This window comes from Rhizobium sp. TAL182, from assembly GCF_002117725.1.
GTDB lineage: Bacteria > Pseudomonadota > Alphaproteobacteria > Rhizobiales > Rhizobiaceae > Rhizobium > Rhizobium esperanzae.
The window spans coordinates 488449-503496 of record NZ_CP021024.1; the positions used below are offsets into that span (position 1 = coordinate 488449).

General features: G+C 63.5%; 17 protein-coding genes. 11 read left to right on the plus strand and 6 right to left on the minus strand.

The window, feature by feature from the left end:
- The first annotated feature begins 26 nt into the window (after nucleotides 1–26).
- From Tal182_RS02475 to Tal182_RS02510, 8 genes are all read left to right on the plus strand, one after another.
- Entirely contained in the window at nucleotides 27–347 is a 321-nt protein-coding gene (locus tag Tal182_RS02475; RefSeq protein WP_085857956.1) for a hypothetical protein, read from the plus strand.
- 191 nt (nucleotides 348–538) lie between these two features.
- Nucleotides 539–910 carry a cell surface protein gene (locus tag Tal182_RS02480; RefSeq protein WP_085857957.1) on the plus strand — a complete coding sequence of 124 codons (372 nt, stop codon included), beginning with the start codon at nucleotides 539–541 and terminating at the stop codon, nucleotides 908–910.
- Between the two features lie 156 nt (nucleotides 911–1066).
- Nucleotides 1067–1366, plus strand: a complete 300-nt coding sequence (locus tag Tal182_RS02485) for a hypothetical protein (protein WP_085857958.1) — start codon at nucleotides 1067–1069, stop codon at nucleotides 1364–1366.
- A 220-nt stretch (nucleotides 1367–1586) separates the two neighbouring features.
- Nucleotides 1587–2255 carry a methyltransferase domain-containing protein gene (locus Tal182_RS02490; protein WP_004672365.1) on the plus strand — a complete coding sequence of 223 codons (669 nt, stop codon included), beginning with the start codon at nucleotides 1587–1589 and terminating at the stop codon, nucleotides 2253–2255.
- A 247-nt stretch (nucleotides 2256–2502) separates the two neighbouring features.
- Entirely contained in the window at nucleotides 2503–3384 is an 882-nt protein-coding gene (locus Tal182_RS02495; protein WP_004672366.1) for an aldo/keto reductase, read from the plus strand.
- A gap of 588 nt (nucleotides 3385–3972) precedes the next feature.
- Nucleotides 3973–5250, plus strand: a complete 1278-nt coding sequence (locus Tal182_RS02500) for an alpha/beta hydrolase (RefSeq protein WP_012482497.1) — start codon at nucleotides 3973–3975, stop codon at nucleotides 5248–5250.
- Between the two features lie 87 nt (nucleotides 5251–5337).
- The gene (locus Tal182_RS02505) at nucleotides 5338–6588 is read left to right on the plus strand and encodes an FAD-dependent oxidoreductase (protein ID WP_085857959.1); all 1251 of its coding nucleotides are present in this window, start codon (nucleotides 5338–5340) and stop codon (nucleotides 6586–6588) included.
- Nucleotides 6589–6623: 35 nt separating this feature from the next.
- Nucleotides 6624–7661, plus strand: coding sequence for a proline racemase family protein (locus tag Tal182_RS02510; protein ID WP_085857960.1), 1038 nt, complete (start codon nucleotides 6624–6626; stop codon nucleotides 7659–7661).
- 37 nt (nucleotides 7662–7698) lie between these two features.
- On the opposite strand, the gene Tal182_RS02515 is transcribed toward Tal182_RS02510, so the two are convergent.
- The 4 genes from Tal182_RS02515 to Tal182_RS02530 form a co-directional block, all read right to left on the minus strand.
- Complete coding sequence (locus Tal182_RS02515; RefSeq protein WP_085857961.1) at nucleotides 7699–8079, minus strand: TfoX/Sxy family protein; 381 nt, start codon at nucleotides 8077–8079, stop codon at nucleotides 7699–7701.
- Nucleotides 8072–8434 (minus strand): nuclear transport factor 2 family protein, encoded by a 363-nt coding sequence (locus Tal182_RS02520; protein ID WP_085857962.1) that lies wholly within the window; start codon nucleotides 8432–8434, stop codon nucleotides 8072–8074. Before Tal182_RS02520 ends, Tal182_RS02515 begins: the two co-directional genes overlap by 8 nt.
- Nucleotides 8431–9012 carry a TetR/AcrR family transcriptional regulator gene (locus tag Tal182_RS02525; protein WP_085857963.1) on the minus strand — a complete coding sequence of 194 codons (582 nt, stop codon included), beginning with the start codon at nucleotides 9010–9012 and terminating at the stop codon, nucleotides 8431–8433. The genes Tal182_RS02520 and Tal182_RS02525 overlap by 4 nt, the downstream gene beginning before the upstream one ends.
- Before the next feature lie 174 nt (nucleotides 9013–9186).
- Nucleotides 9187–10719, minus strand: coding sequence for a winged helix-turn-helix domain-containing protein (locus tag Tal182_RS02530; RefSeq protein ID WP_085857964.1), 1533 nt, complete (start codon nucleotides 10717–10719; stop codon nucleotides 9187–9189).
- Nucleotides 10720–10837: 118 nt separating this feature from the next.
- Between Tal182_RS02530 and Tal182_RS02535 the strand changes: the two genes are divergently transcribed.
- Complete coding sequence (locus Tal182_RS02535; RefSeq protein ID WP_085860779.1) at nucleotides 10838–11272, plus strand: cupin domain-containing protein; 435 nt, start codon at nucleotides 10838–10840, stop codon at nucleotides 11270–11272.
- 65 nt (nucleotides 11273–11337) lie between these two features.
- Nucleotides 11338–11820: a RidA family protein gene (locus Tal182_RS02540; protein ID WP_085857965.1), complete on the plus strand. Its 483-nt coding sequence runs from the start codon at nucleotides 11338–11340 to the stop codon at nucleotides 11818–11820.
- Between the two features lie 166 nt (nucleotides 11821–11986).
- Here Tal182_RS02540 and Tal182_RS02545 read toward each other — a convergent pair whose 3' ends face one another.
- Complete coding sequence (locus Tal182_RS02545) at nucleotides 11987–12454, minus strand: RbsD/FucU domain-containing protein (protein ID WP_085857966.1); 468 nt, start codon at nucleotides 12452–12454, stop codon at nucleotides 11987–11989.
- Nucleotides 12438–13685 carry an ROK family transcriptional regulator gene (locus Tal182_RS02550; protein WP_085857967.1) on the minus strand — a complete coding sequence of 416 codons (1248 nt, stop codon included), beginning with the start codon at nucleotides 13683–13685 and terminating at the stop codon, nucleotides 12438–12440. Before Tal182_RS02550 ends, Tal182_RS02545 begins: the two co-directional genes overlap by 17 nt.
- Nucleotides 13686–14006: 321 nt before the next feature.
- Between Tal182_RS02550 and Tal182_RS02555 the strand changes: the two genes are divergently transcribed.
- On the plus strand, nucleotides 14007–15026 hold the full coding sequence (locus tag Tal182_RS02555; RefSeq protein WP_064800508.1) for a sugar ABC transporter substrate-binding protein: 1020 nt from the start codon (nucleotides 14007–14009) through the stop codon (nucleotides 15024–15026).
- Nucleotides 15027–15048 lie beyond the last annotated feature (22 nt).

The window sequence follows — 15048 nt, forward strand, 5'->3', positions numbered from 1 at the left end:
TGACGCGCTTTCGGCCGGAGGAATGCATGGCGATGGGAATTTTTCGGGCTGTCGGCGCCGTGGCCTTGATGGCGGCTCTTGCCGGCTGCATCGACCATGCCAACGAGCCGGTGCTGCTGGCCGTCGGCGTGCCGGTCAATCCGCCGGCCGTTGCACACAGCCTGTGCATGACCGACGGCAATGCCATGTATGACGAGGCGAAGCGCCAGTACGAGCTGCGCGCCCAGCTGACCGGATATGCTGAGGCCGATGCGCTGGAAGCGGAAACGATTGCTCGCGCTGCCGCCCATCGCCAATATGTCGCCTGCCTCTCCGGCCAGGGCTACCGCACATTATACGCGAATTGAGAACAGAGAATTCATGATTCCTGGCCGGCCCCGTCGGCGCCCTTCGCCTGATTGCGGCTTTTCACATTTTTTCGCCATAAGGTCACGCCGGATCGCCTGCAATCACGAGTTTCGGAAGCCGCGCGTGATCGCGGAACCCCACCCGTCACAAAGGCATTTTCGCAGGGTAAATCCACGAAGGAGGGTTTATCATGAAGATATTCAGCCTTGCCCCTTTGACCGCCGCCCTCGGCACCCTTGTCGCCCTCGCGGCGATCGCTCCGGCTGCGGCCGCGCCCGTGCCGACACTTCGGCCGCCCATCGTCTCGGAGGCGAAAACGGTACAATATAAGGCACATGCCGGCACCTGGCACGGCTATCGGGGCTTTGCCACGGAACGTCCCGGCACCCGCCGCCATTCCGATGGCTATTGGTATCCGCTGGCCGCTTTCGGCGTCGAACCCGGCACGACCGGCTCGATCATCCGCCAGCCCGTGAATAGGCCGGCGGCTCCGACAATGTGCAACCCTACGTTTTCGGGCTCGATCGGTCCCGGCAGCATGCCCTGCGATAACGGCTATTGAGCCGGCAAAGGAAAGAGGCGGCGACGAGCCGCCTCTTTCTCGATCAGGGCGCCCGCTCACCTATTCGTGACCCTTGTTGCAGTGCGGTAGTATGTGACAGATCCGCTTCCTAACTCCTCGGCGTAAATTCCCTGAAATGTTCCCAAGGAGACGATCATGATCACGACGTTCAAGAGCGGCCTGGCGGCTGCGGTCATCGGCGCAATGCTCGGCCTTTCCTCGTTCTCGGCCGAAGCGGCTCCCCTCCAGTCGAGTGCGACACAGCAGGGCGCGGTCAAGCAGCCGGTTGCCCAGCAAGAAACCCAGGTGCAGCACGACCGGCGCACCACCGGTTCGATCGGCGAGCGCCGCCCCGATACCATGGCTTCACCTTACATGATGAATCCGAAGAAGCCGATGAACATGGATTGCAAGCTCGGCTTCAACCCGACAAGCAGCTCCGGCTGCAACTATTGAGACCCTGCGATCGGGAAAAGGGGCGGCTTCCGGGCCGCCCCTTTTCTATGAGGACGCTGGCCGGAGATAGTCATGGATGGGGAAACGGGCCGGGCGCCGATGGAAAAATCGTCGCAGACGCCGGCATACACAGGCGATTGACGTCTCTGCCTTGGAATTGCCATGCTGGCCGCGATGGTCGCATTGATACTCAATTGAATTTCAGACAGGTGGGACAGTCATGACCGCAAAGGCTGCATGCTCCGATTTCCTGCATTTTTTCCGCTCCTGGATCAGCAACCCGCTTCGGGTGGCGGCGATCGCGCCGTCGGGGGATTCCCTGGCCAGGATCATGACCAGCGAAATTGCCGCACTGGATGGGCCGATCATCGAGCTCGGCCCGGGCACAGGCGTCTTCACCCGGGCGCTGCTCGCCCGCGGCGTCAGCGAGGCCGATCTCACCCTGATCGAATATGGGCCTGAGTTTATTGACGCGCTGCAGGCGCGGTTCCCGGCGGCGCGTGTATTGCAGATGGATGCCGCCCACCTTGCCCAGGCCGATATTTTCGAGGACGAACCGGTCGGCGCCGTCATCAGCGGCCTGCCGCTTCTGTCCATGTCGCCGCGCAAAATCGCCTCGATCCTTGCCGGCGTCTTCACCTATATGCGGCCGGGCGGGGCGGTCTATCAGTTCACCTATGGCCCGCGCTGCCCGGTGCCGCGGCCGATCCTCGACCGCCTCGGCCTGAAGGCCGTGCGCATCGGCGGCACGGTCCGTAACCTGCCGCCTGCCTCCGTCTACCGCATTTCCCGCCGCAAGCCGCTCGAACTCTCGCGTGAGCGCCTGCGATATCGGGACAGCGACGCCGACATCGACGTCGCCGCCTTTTCCGGCGAAACAGGCGGCTGACCAGCAGGCGAAACGCAAGCGCCGCCGGCATTCCTATCGCCGCTCCGGCGCCATCCCTGTTATCTCCATGGCGCCGTCCTATATCTCAAGCGTCCCAGCGGCCGCTTGCCGCTGCTGCTGCGGCCAGCTCGTTTCCATTGGCCTCGCCAGGGCGGGCAGACATGCGCGTTTGCGGCGACTGGATCCAGGCGGCTTTCGGCCTTCCCGCTGACGTTCAACCATTCCATTGACCAAGAGAGGAAAGATCATGGCCAGTCACAACGCAGCCAAGTCAGGCACTTTCAGGATCGGCGGCGAGATCGAGGTCAATCGTCTCGGTTTCGGTGCAATGCGCGTCACCGGCAAGGGCATCTGGGGCGAGCCTGAAGATCACGCCGAATCCATCCGCACACTGAAGCGCCTGCCGGAGCTCGGCGTCAATTTCATTGATACGGCCGATTCCTACGGCCCCGACGTTTCCGAATGGCTGATCAAGGAGGCGCTGCATCCTTATGGCGGCAAGTCCGTGGTCGCCACCAAGGGCGGCCTGACCCGCCACGGCCCCGATATCTGGCTGCCGGTCGGCCGTCCCGAATATCTGATCCAGCAGGCGCATAAGAGCCTGCGCAATCTCGGGGTCGAGCAGATCGATCTCTGGCAGCTGCACCGCATCGATGCGAAAGTGCCGGCCAGGGAGCAGTTCGATGCGATCAAGTCGCTGCTCGATGCCGGCCTCATCCGCCATGCCGGCTTGAGCGAAGTCTCCGTCGCCGAGATCGAGGCGGCCTCGAAGCACTTCAAGGTCGCCACCGTCCAGAACCGCTATAATCTCGTCGATCGCACCAGCGAGGACGTGCTCGATTACTGCGCCAAGCACAATATCGGCTTCATCCCCTGGTATCCGCTGGCCGCCGGCGACCTCGCCAAATCAGGCTCGCTGCTCGACACGATCGCCAAAAAGCACAATGCCGCCCCCAGCCAGATCGCGCTCGCCTGGGTGCTGAAGCGCAGCCCTGTCATGCTGCCGATCCCCGGCACCTCCAAGGTCAAGCACCTGGAAGAAAACGTCGCGGCCGTCGACATCGCGCTGTCGGATGATGAGTTCTCGGCGCTGGATGCCGAAGGCCGGAAGCTGTTCAAGGCGGCTTAAGGGGGCGACGGCAGCCAGTGAGAGTGCGCTTGGCTTGCCCCTCACCCTAACCCTCTCCCCGTAAAACGGGGCGAGGGGACGTGCCATGCAGGACGTTGGCGGGGGACGGCGAGGTCGCGCCGTGTCCCTTCTCCCCGCGAGCGGGGGTCCGAAGGACGGGTCGAGACCAGTGGCTCGACCCCGGCGGTGGCGGCAGCCGGATGAGGGGCGACCCGGCCTTATTTTTCAGCAGAATTTGACCATCCGGTCAAAGATGCCGCAAAATGAGGCGGCGATCTGGTGTTTTGAGGGCAAGCATTGCGCTGGACGCATTGCTGCATTGCGGAATTTTCGCTATTCCCGATCAAATGGATGGGCTATCTATATCTCCGTAAGCAGCGCACTCCTCCTCCCAGCGCTCTTACATCGGACTGACAACACTCCTCCTCCCAGTTGTCAGTCAGGATCAAGAGCCTGGCGCACCTCCTCCCGCGCCAGGCTCTTTTCTTTTTCCCAGCAGCGCCACGCGCGGTTTGACTCGGCAAGCATCGTCGGACTAATTGAACGGGCGCCCCTCTGTCCGGTGCGCGCACCGGTTGGAGTTTGGTCATGATCGGCAAATGGCGCGCCCCGCATGCGGCCCTGACAGGTCTTCTGGTTGCAACGCTTGTGCTCGCCGGCTGCGGCGGCAGGCCGGTCGGCGTCATGCAGGCGGCCGGCACGGTGCCGCCCGGCACCTCGAAGGTCGATCTCTTGGTGGCGACGACGCGGGCTGCCGACGACAATCCCGCCGTGCTTTTCTCCGGCGAACGCGGCACCGGGCTCACCGTCAATGCCGTCGATGTCTCCATTCCGCCGGATGCCAATCGCAAGGTCGGCCAAGTGCAATGGCCAAAGCGGTTGCCGGCCGATCCCTTGCGCGATTTCGTCACCGTCTCCGTCGATCCGCTCGAAGGCGAGCGGGCGGGCGAGCGCTGGCTGAAGGGCCATATGCCGAAAAGCCGCCGCGTGCTAGTCTTCGTGCATGGTTTCAACAATCGGTATGAGGACGCCGTCTACCGCTTCGCGCAGATCGTCCATGATTCACATGCCGACGTCGCACCCGTCGTCTTCACCTGGCCCTCGCGCGCCAGCATCTTCGATTACAATTACGACAAGGAAAGCACCAATTATTCCCGCGACGCACTGGAAGAACTGCTGACCCGGACCGCCGCCAATCCCGCCGTCGGCGACATCACCATCATGGCGCATTCGATGGGCACCTGGCTCACCGTCGAAGCGCTCAGGCAGATGGCGATCCGCAACGGCCAGGTGGCCGGCAAGATCAACAATGTCATCCTCGCCTCGCCGGATCTCGATGTCGACGTCTTCGGCCGCCAGTTCGCAAGCCTCGGCAAGGACAAGCCGCATTTCACCATCTTCGTCTCGCAGGACGATCGCGCCTTGGCGCTGTCGCGGCGCATCTCCGGCAATATCGATCGCCTCGGCCAGATCGACCCCTCGGCCGAGCCTTATCGCAGCAAGCTCGAAGCGGCCGGCATCACCGTGCTCGATCTCACCAAGCTCAAGGGCGGCGACCGGCTGAACCACGGCAAATTCGCCGAAAGCCCCGAAGTGGTGAAGCTGATCGGCGACCGGCTGATCGCCGGTCAGACGATCACCGATTCCAATGTCGGCCTCGGCGAGGCCGTCGGCGCCGTGGCGATGGGCGCTGCCCAGACCGCCGGAAGTGCCGTCGGCGTCGCCGTCAGCACGCCGATCGCCATCTTCGATCCGCGCACAAGGCGCAATTACGACGCCCAGCTGAAGCGTCTCGGCCAGTCGGTGGATAATACCGTCGGTTCGGTCGGCGACAGTGTTGGCGCCGGCCTGCCTGAAACCCAGTGAAAATTCCGTAGGCAATCAACGCCGATCTGATATATCAGGTTGGCGAAGCGGCGCTCTTGTCTGCCGTGCGGTTGGGTTGATGGCATCATGGCTGAAGAAACGAAGAAGAGGGTTGTTGTCGTCGGCGCGGGGGTGATCGGCGCCTCCATTGCTTTCGATTTGCAGCGGCGTGGCTATCAGGTGACGCTGGTCGACAAGGGCGAGCCGGGACGCGGCACCTCCTTCGGCAATATGGCGAGCATCGCGCTCGATTTTGCCGCCGGGTCCGGTCCTTCGACCTGGAAGAAAATGCCCGGCTGGCTGCTCGATCCCGAAGGTCCGGTCTGGCTGCGGCCCTCCTATGCAGCAAAAATGCTGCCCTGGTTCCTGCGCTTCCTCGCCGCCGGCCGCCCGTCGCGCCTCCGACAAATCGAAGATGCCGGCATGAGCCTGTCTGAGCGTGCGCTCGGCGATTTCAGGCAGATGCTGCAGGCGATCGGCGCCTCCGAGCTGATGACGGAGGAGGGCTGTCTGGCGATTTACGAGACGGAAGCGGAATTTGCCGCCGACCGCGGCCACCTCGCCATGATGCAGCGCTATGGCCTCGAATTCGAAGTCTTGAGCAACGGCGCCATCCAATATTATGAGCCGGCCCTTTCGCCTGCCATCGCCAAGGCGGTGCTGCTGCCCGACAACAAGTCGATCCGCGATCCCTATCGACTGGTGGTCAAGCTGGCCGAGGCGGCCAAGGCCGCAGGCGCGATCTTTGTCTCCGGCGCTGTCAGGAACATCGAGCGCAAGGGCGATGGCGCCGTCGTCGTCCTCCTGGAAGATGGCGGCCGCCGGGAGGCCGATTCCGTGGTGCTCGCCGCCGGCGTCCACACCCGTTTTCTGGCCGAAAAGCTCGGCGAGCCAATCCCGCTCGAAACCGAGCGCGGCTATCACACCCAGATCATGAAGCCGGGCATCTCCATGCGCTATTCGATGATCTGGCCGGCGCGCGCCTTTATGGTGACGCCGACGGCGGGCGGCATTCGTGTCGGTGGCAATGTCGAACTCGCCGGTCTCGATGCCGCGCCGGACTTCCGCCGCCCGCGGGTGCTGGTGCGCCACGCCCAGCGGGCGCTGCCCGGGCTGAAGCTCGAGGAGGCGACGGACTGGATGGGCCACCGCCCGGCGCTGCCCGATACGATCCCGATCATTTCGCCGTCGTCGAAAATGCCGGGCGTCTACTATGCGACCGGCCACGGCCATCTTGGCCTGACCTATGCACCGACGACAGCGCGGCTGATCGGCGATATGGTGAGCGGCACTGAGCCGCCGATCGACATGCGCCCGTTCCGCATCGACCGATACTGAATGAGAGCCGTTGCTTCAGAACCGGAGGTTTCGACATGAGATGGAAACGCACGATCCAGCTGCTGGATGTCCATGCCGAGGGCGAGATCGGCCGCGTCGCGATCGGCGGCGTGCCGAAAATCCCGGGCGATACCATCGCCGCCCAGCTGCATTGGCTGAACACCGATCCGAAGGGCGACGAGCTTCGCCGCTTCCTCTGCCTCGAGCCGCGCGGCGCTCCGATCGGCTCGGTCAACCTGCTGCTGCCGGCGCGTCATCCGGAAGCGGACGTCGCCTTCACCATCCTGCAGCCCGACCAGGCGCATGCGAGCTCCGGCTCGAACTCGATCTGCGTGACGACGGCGTTGCTCGAAGCCGGCATTGTCGAGATGCAGGAGCCGGAAACGATCGTCACGCTCGAAACCGCAGCCGGCCTCGTCAAGGCGACCGCGACCTGCCGCGACGGCCGCTGCGAAAAGGTCCGGCTCACCATGGTGCCGTCCTTCGTGCATGAGCTTGATGTCACAATCGACACGCCGCATTGGGGCAAGATCAAAGCCGATCTCTGCTACGGCGGTATCTTCTATGCCCTCGTCGATGTCGGCCAGATCGGTCTGACGATCGAGAAGGCCAATGCGGCCGGCCTCGTCCAGGCCGGCATGATCCTGAAAGAGCTGATCAACCGCGACATCAAGGTCGTCCATCCCGAAATTCCGGCAATTTCGGGCGTCGCCTATGTCATGTTCCGCGATACCGAAGCCGACGGCACGGTGCGCACCTGCACCACCATGTGGCCGGGCCGGGCCGACCGCTCGCCCTGCGGTACCGGCAATTCCGCCAATCTCGCCGCGCTCCATGCCCGCGGCAGGGCGAAAATCGGCGACATCTTCACCTCGAAATCGATCATCGGCTCGCAGTTCGAGGTCGGGCTGCAGGCGGTGACCGAGGTTGCCGGCCGCCCGGCGGTCATCCCCACCATCACCGGCCGCGGCTTCACCTTCGGCCTGACCCAGGTGGCGCTCGACCCCTTCGACCCTCATCCCTTAGGCTTCGCGCTGACGGACGTCTGGGGGCCGTCGGCGGGGGAGATTTGAAGGTTCTAAACACGAGGGGCCGGGGTGGATATCGGCATCAGCCACACGGGGTGACGGCGGGGGTCGTGTTTGAGCGTTTGCGGGCGGGCAGCGGGGTCGCATGCAATGCTCGCTCCGAGCATGTGCGCAGCAGCGAGGGATCGTCGATCACATGCGCCGGCACTGCGTAATAGCGGCGAACCGTCACATCCCTTCCAGCAGCGCGGTAGCTGAACGGTTCCGAGCCATCCGCCTCGAACTCCGCGCGCATCGCGGCGTCGACGCGCAGATACAATATGCCTTTCATGACGAACCCGAACTGGGCGCCGTTTCGGACGAGGGCGGATCCACCGAAGAACCGCCGGACATCGATGGCGCCCGGTGGGGCGATCTGGCTCGCAAATTCGAGCGCTAGGCTGCGTGTCGCCTCGCTACACATGGTGCTGCCCTGCCAGAGGATCGAAGAAGCCGGTGATCGCGCTGAGCCGGCCATCGGACATCGCCGCGAAGCTTGTCCCCGTTTGCAGGACGGTCTCGTCCTCGTGGCGCAGTTCCCAGCGTGCCAGCGAACGTTCATTGTGATGGAGGACACTCAATATTATGAACCGGCCTGCCGGTACGCTCTCCTTGAAGCCGGCCATGTAAGCCGAGAGGCCGGCTCGCCCCGCGATCGCTCCATTCGGATCGCAATAGGTCACATCGTCGGCGAGGCATGCCAGCATTTCCGGCTCGCGTGCGTCAGCGTCCAGCGACCAGATGGCCGCATATCGATTCCATAGCGTCTCAGGCGTCATAACAGTGTCTCCAGTTGATTGAATTCGTCTTCGATCGCCTGCCGCAGGCTCGCCTTGTCTTCGCCGCCGCGAATGAGCACGAGCAGGCCTTGATAGAAGGCAAGGAGGCGGACAGCTGTCCTGTCGGCCTTGGTTCTGTCCGTGTCTCGGGCCAAGCTCGGCGGCTCGCCGAGTCTCGAACGGAACGTGCTGCGAAGAAGACCGAGCGCTGCCTCGACACGGGGATGCGTTTTGACGTCACCGCCGAACTCCACAGCCATGTTGGTGATCAGGCAGCCCAGGGAGCCATTGTCGGGCTCATGCAGCAGTGAAAGGAACAGTTCGCGCAAGCCTTTAAGGCCGCTCCCCGGCGGCGCAAATCGCTCGAGCCGCCCCTCCAGGACCGCCCGATTGTAATGTCTGAACGCCGCGTCGAAGAGCCCGGCCTTGTCGCCGAAGGCGTGATAGATGCTTCCGCCTTTGAGGCCTGTCGCCTCTTCGAGGTCTCGGATCGACGCACCTTGATATCCGTGTTTGCGAAAGACGTGCATCGCTCCCTTCAGCACTGCCTCCTCATCGAATTCCCGCGTTCTGCCCACACTCGCCTCGATTCTTTATTGATCGTTCTAGAATGACTGATAAAGAATTCGAGTGCAACCGCCTTTCGTCGGTTCTCCGAAAATTCGCATCCGGTCGCATTTGCTCAGCAGAAGTCCTGGCCGGACGAGGTCGCCCGTAGCCCGTTGGCAAGACTGACGGTGGCAGAGGCGGTGTTAAAGTTCGGCCTCACGCAGCAACTGCTCAAGACGGGCCGCCCATTCCGTGTTGCTCTCTCTGAACGGCCCAAGCGCATCGCCAGCGGCTTCCGGCAGGCCGCTGGCAGCAGCGGCAAATCGGCGAGCCTGCTCAATATGTCCAAGCGCCATATGGCAGCATGCGTGTATGCGCAGCAGCGCCGGCCAGTCGGGCCGCGCCTTTAACGCCGCACGCCCCACGTCGAGCGCCCCTTCGACGTCGCCCGAAAAGTACTGTGCAAGCATCAGCAGGCTGAACCAGACGCCATTCTGCGGATCATGCGGATTGAGTTCGAGGCCGCGCGACAAAGGCTTGCGTGCGCCGGCCGCATCACCGGAAAAGAGCCGCGCCATGCCAAGGACGAGATGCCCGAGGGCGAAGCTCGAGCCGAGCTCGATCGACCGTTCCGCCGCGAGCATCGCCTGGTCGGCTCGGCCCGTATAGGCCGACACGATCGCCAGCGCATAGTGCGAATACGGGTTTCGCGCGTCGAGATAGATCGCTCGCAGGGCGGCAGTTAACCCTTCCTGGCCATCCGCGGCGGGATCATCCGTCCAGCCGTAGGCGATGAGGCCGGCATTGACCCGCGCCCGCCAGATCTGCGCCTCCGGAAGCATGGGGTCGAGCTCGGCGGCCTCGCGGAAAAATCGCCTTGCCAGAAGGTGGGTCGGCCGTGAGACCTTGTGGAAATTGAACGTCCCTTGCCGGACAAGGTCCCAGGCCGTGATGTTGCCGGTGTGGGGAGCGACCGCAAGCCCGTGGCGCAACAGCAGCTCCGGTTCGACCGCAGCGGCGATCCGCTCGGCGATCGCGTCTTGCACCGCGAATATCTCGGCCAGCTGAAGATCGTAATGTTCGGACCATACGGTCGCGCCCTTGCCCGCCTCGGCGAGGTGCACCGATATCCGGATCCGGTCGCCGGTATACCGGATAGCTCCATCCACCAGAAAATTGACACCGAGTTCGAGCCCGACGGCGCGCGGATCCCTGGAGCCGGCCCTGTCTTTGAAACTCGCCCCGCGTGAGGCGACGCGGAGCCATCTGAACCGGGTGAGCGCTGTGATCAGGTCGTCGGCGATACCGTCGGCCAGATATTGCTTCTCGGCATCGCCGCCCAGATTGTCGAACGGCAGCACCGCGATTCCCAGCTTCGATCCGGCTTGCGCATGCGACCCGCTGTCGGTCCCCTCGCTTGCGCTCTCCACCCGGCCGGAAAACCTGTAGCCGACTCGTGGGACGGTGATGATCCATTCGCCGCCGTCCGGTGCGGGGCCGAGCAGCTTGCGAAGGGCAGCAATCTGAACGGAAAGATTACTTTCCTCGACGGCCAATCCCGGCCAAACGGCATCCATCAGCGCCGATTTGGCGACGACGCCCCCTTGTGCCGCCAGCAGAACGGCAAGCAGCGACGCCCCGCGGGCGCCAATGGCGACAGGCCGATCGTCACGAAGCAGGCATCCGTTCTCGGCGCTGAACTCGAAGCGGCCGAATGCGAGGTGCGGGGTGTTCATGGCCGGCTATGATACGCCGGTTTCGCCGTTTTTCGGAATTTTTCGGCCGCTCTTCAGGACTTGCGGCGGCCGAGCACGCAGAGTCTGCTCCCATCCAACGGTCGAAATGGTGAGCGCGATGACGAACCAGGCAACGCAACCGAAAAATCCCTATGCAGGAACCGCTAAAGTCGTGAGCGGCAGCGGCAGCCATGTCGCCCAGCAGGGATCCGTTTACCGGTCGGGCGTCTCGGCGCAGAGCGTCGGATCGACGATGCTGTGGCTCGGGACGATTTCGCTGCCCGCAGGCAGGCGAACCAGCGCCCATCGCCACGAGGGACACGAAACCGCCATTCTCATGACCGGCGGCCAGGAGATCGAAATCTGGTCAGGGTCGAAGCTCGAACGCTGCGAATTGGTCCGCCCCGGTGACTACCTGTTCATTCCGGCCGGCGTTCCGCACGTGGCCGTCAATCGCAGCCCGGAAGACGCCGAATTCCTCGGCGCCCGCAACGATCCGGCGGCGAACGAGAGCGTCGTTCTGATGCCGGAGCTGGACGAGATCGTGCCGTAAGGCGCGTGTCGCTATCGCAAAACCGCTGTCCGCTTTGCGCGATCTAATCGCATGGGAGGTGCATTATGGCCATCATCGAACAACGTCTGGCCGAAATGGGTCTGCAATTGCCCGAACCCTTGAAGGTTCGCGACGGACTGAAACTGCCCTTTGCCTGGGTACGGGTGCGCGGCACCCGCGCGTATATCTCGGGTCATGTCGCCTGCAATCCGGATGGGACCTTGGCAAAACCGCTGGGCAAGGTCGGCGCCGAGGTTTCTCCGGAGCAGGGTTACGCATCGGCGCGCCTCGTTGCCCTGGCCCATCTCGCAAGCCTCAAGCGGGCTCTCGGAGATCTCGACCGGGTCACGGCCTGGCTGCGCGTCTTCGCCATGGTGAATGTTGCGCCAGGGTTCAATGAGACGCCGCTGGTCACAAACGGCTATTCCGACCTGATCCTGGCGCTCTATGGTCCAGACGTCGGCGCGCACGCCCGCTCGTCCATCGGCATGGCCATCCCACTGAATGCACCGGTAAACTGCGAAGCGGAAGTCGAAATCGACGGTTGAGTCCCGGCAAGCTCTCGCTGCTGTCGGCGTCGATGGCTGCCCATCACCCTAACCCTTGCTGGGGTCGAGACCCGTGGCTCGACCCCGGTCGGTGGCGGCAGCCGGATGAGGGACGGGCGGCGATCGCACATTCTTCTCGACCGTGTGAGCGATCTCGACCCGAGTCTCAGTAGACGAAGGGATCGACCTCGGCCTGGCCGCCTTCCCTCGGATAGATCACCCCCTTGCGCAGGATGATGTTGGCATAAAGCCTGGGTTCGCTGGTCTGGATCAGCGCATGGGCGGCCTTCACCCGGCCGTAAAAATCCTGGCCGACGAGCGGCACCACCTGCCGGTGCGGCTCGTGGCGGGCGCAGCAGTCGATCATCTCCTCATGCACCGGATCGAGCTTGTCGCGCTCGGCCTTGACGGTCGAGCGGAAGATCGCCTCGGGCACGAAATCGTCGATCGGCAATACGCTGAGCACGGCGTTGAGCACCGGAATGAGGCGATGGCCGTCGAGCCGGATCAGCCGGCGGGCATGTTCGACACCGGGATAATTGCCGTCGACAATGGCGATTTCGTCGCCGTGGCCCATGGCGCGCAGCGTGAAAAGCAATTCCGGGCTCAGAAGCGGATCAAGTCCCTTCAGCATGGTCTATCTCCTTGAAGAGTACGTTCTGGTCTGTGAGGTAACGCGAAAAGATCGGCAGGCTGGCGCCGCCGATGGCGCGCGCCTGCGCGCCGACCGCGCCCTCGATGATTTCGGGCATGACGACGCCCTGCAGGTCGAGCTTGGCGGCCTCGTCGATCGTCGCCTGCACCATGCGGCTGCGCACCCAATCGGGAAAGCCGCCGTCGATGACGGCGGCGCTGAAATCGACGATCGAGGCAGCCGCCACGATCGCCTGCGCCAGCGCCTTGGCGCTATCCTGGATCCAGACTTCCATCGGCTCGCCGAAATCCACCCAATCGTTGGCCGAATACCAGAGCGGCTCGGGATCGATGCCGCGTTCGCGCAGCATGTTTTCCAAAACGAAGATCGAGGCGATCTCGAGCAACTGCTTGGTTTCGCCGTTCCTGTCGCGCACGGGCAGCGGCCCGATCGCGCCCGCCGTGCCGGTGCGGCCGGAAAAGATCGCCGAATTGAGCACGATGCCGCCGCCGATGAAGGAGCCGATGAAGAAATAGACGAAGTCGGGATAGGAGGGGCCGACGCCGAAGACAAGTTCGGCGCCGCAGGCGCTGGTCGCGTCGTTCTGCAGGAAAACAGGATGGGAGACACGGGCGGCGATATCGGCCTGCAGGTCGACATCCCGCCAGACCTCCATGGCGCCCGGTGGCGCGCCGACTTCTTCGGCCCAATTCCAGAGCTCGAACGGAGCGGCGATGCCGAGGCCGGCAATGCGGCTGCGCTGCTTGTCGTCGAGCCGGCTTTCGATCTCCTCGATGCCCGAGGTGACGAAGGAGAGAATTTCGTCCGGCAGCGGATAGGCATAGGTCTGGTGCAGCTGCATGCGGATGCGGCCGACGAAATCCATCAGCACCAGATCGGCGCTGCGCCGGCCTATCTTGAGTCCGAAGGAATAGACGGCGTCGGGATTGAGATGCATCGGGATCGACGGCTGGCCGACACGGCCGCGCACCGGCGCCCCGCGCGACAGCAGCCCTTCCTTTTCCAGGACCCGCATGATGACCGAGACGGTCTGCGCCGACAGCCCGCTGCGGCGCGCGATATCGGCCTTCGACAGCGCGCCGTAGAGGCGCACCAGCGACAGCACGAGCCGTTCGTTATAGGCGCGCACCCTGACCTGGTTCGCGCCCCCGGCCGGATTGAGAATGGGCGGCGGGACCGGCGTGTGTTCCGGCCCATCCAAAGACGACATGGCCGCTCCTCCCGAGCGTTGGCCTCTTGCATGGTCCCTCGGTTCGGGTTCGATCCAAGGGTGGATAGCGCAGCAGCTTAAAGCGGTAGGGCGGCCGTCTCTGCGTTTAAAAACGCGTCGGCGTCGAACACCCTAATTCGATGGAGCATGCCACATCGAATTAATAATTCAATTGGATTTATTTATTGACAAGCCGATTTCTTTCGCTCTTAATTGCCAGCGTCAAGGGCACGGGCGGCTTCGGCAGCGACCGAAGCGAAGTGTCACATCTCGAAAATTCCGGCCCGCACGGGCGGCGCCGGCAAACTCTGGGAGGAGTTCATGAAGAAATCAGTTCTCGCTTTCGGCGCGCTCGCGCTCGGCGTCGCTTTTTCTGCACCTGTTATGGCGGCTGACGTTTCCGCCTGCCTGATCACCAAGACCGACACCAATCCCTTCTTCGTCAAGATGAAGGAAGGCGCGACGGCCAAGGCCAAGGAACTCGGCGTTTCGTTGAAGTCCTATGCCGGCAAGGTCGACGGTGACAGCGAAAGCCAGGTTGCGGCGATCGAAAGCTGCATCGCCGACGGCGCCAAGGGCATTCTGCTGACCGCCTCGGACACCAAGGGCATCGTCTCTTCGGTCAAGAAGGCGCGTGATGCCGGCGTGCTGGTCATCGCGCTCGATACGCCGCTCGAGCCGGCCGATGCCGCCGATGCCACCTTCGCCACCGACAACCTGCTCGCCGGCAAACTGATCGGCCAGTGGGCCAAGGAAACGCTCGGCGACAAGGCCAAGGACGCCAAGGTCGGCTTCCTCGACCTGACGCCGTCGCAACCGACAGTCGACGTTCTGCGCGACCAGGGCTTCATGATGGGCTTCGGCATCGACCCGAAGAACCCGGACAAGATCGGCGACGAAGACGACAAGCGCATCGTCGGCCATGACGTGACCAACGGCAACGAGGAAGGCGGCCGCAAGGCCATGGAAAACCTTCTGCAGAAGGATCCGAGCATCAACGTCATCCACACGATCAACGAGCCGGCCGCTGTCGGCGCCTATCAGGCGCTGAAGGCCGTCGGCATGGAAAAGAACGTGCTGATCGTCTCGGTTGACGGCGGCTGCCCGGGTGTCAAGTCGGTCAAGGAAGGTGTCATCGGCGCCACCTCGCAGCAATATCCGCTGCTGATGGCGTCGCTCGGCATCGAGGCGATCAAGAAGTTCGCCGATAGCGGTGAGAAGCCGAAGCCGACCGAAGGCAAGTCCTTCTTCGACACCGGCGTCTCACTCGTCACCGACAAGCCGGTTTCCGGCGTCAAGTCGATCGACACCAAGGAAGGCACCGACAAGTGCTGGGGCTGAGCCCGATCCATTGAAAGAGAAA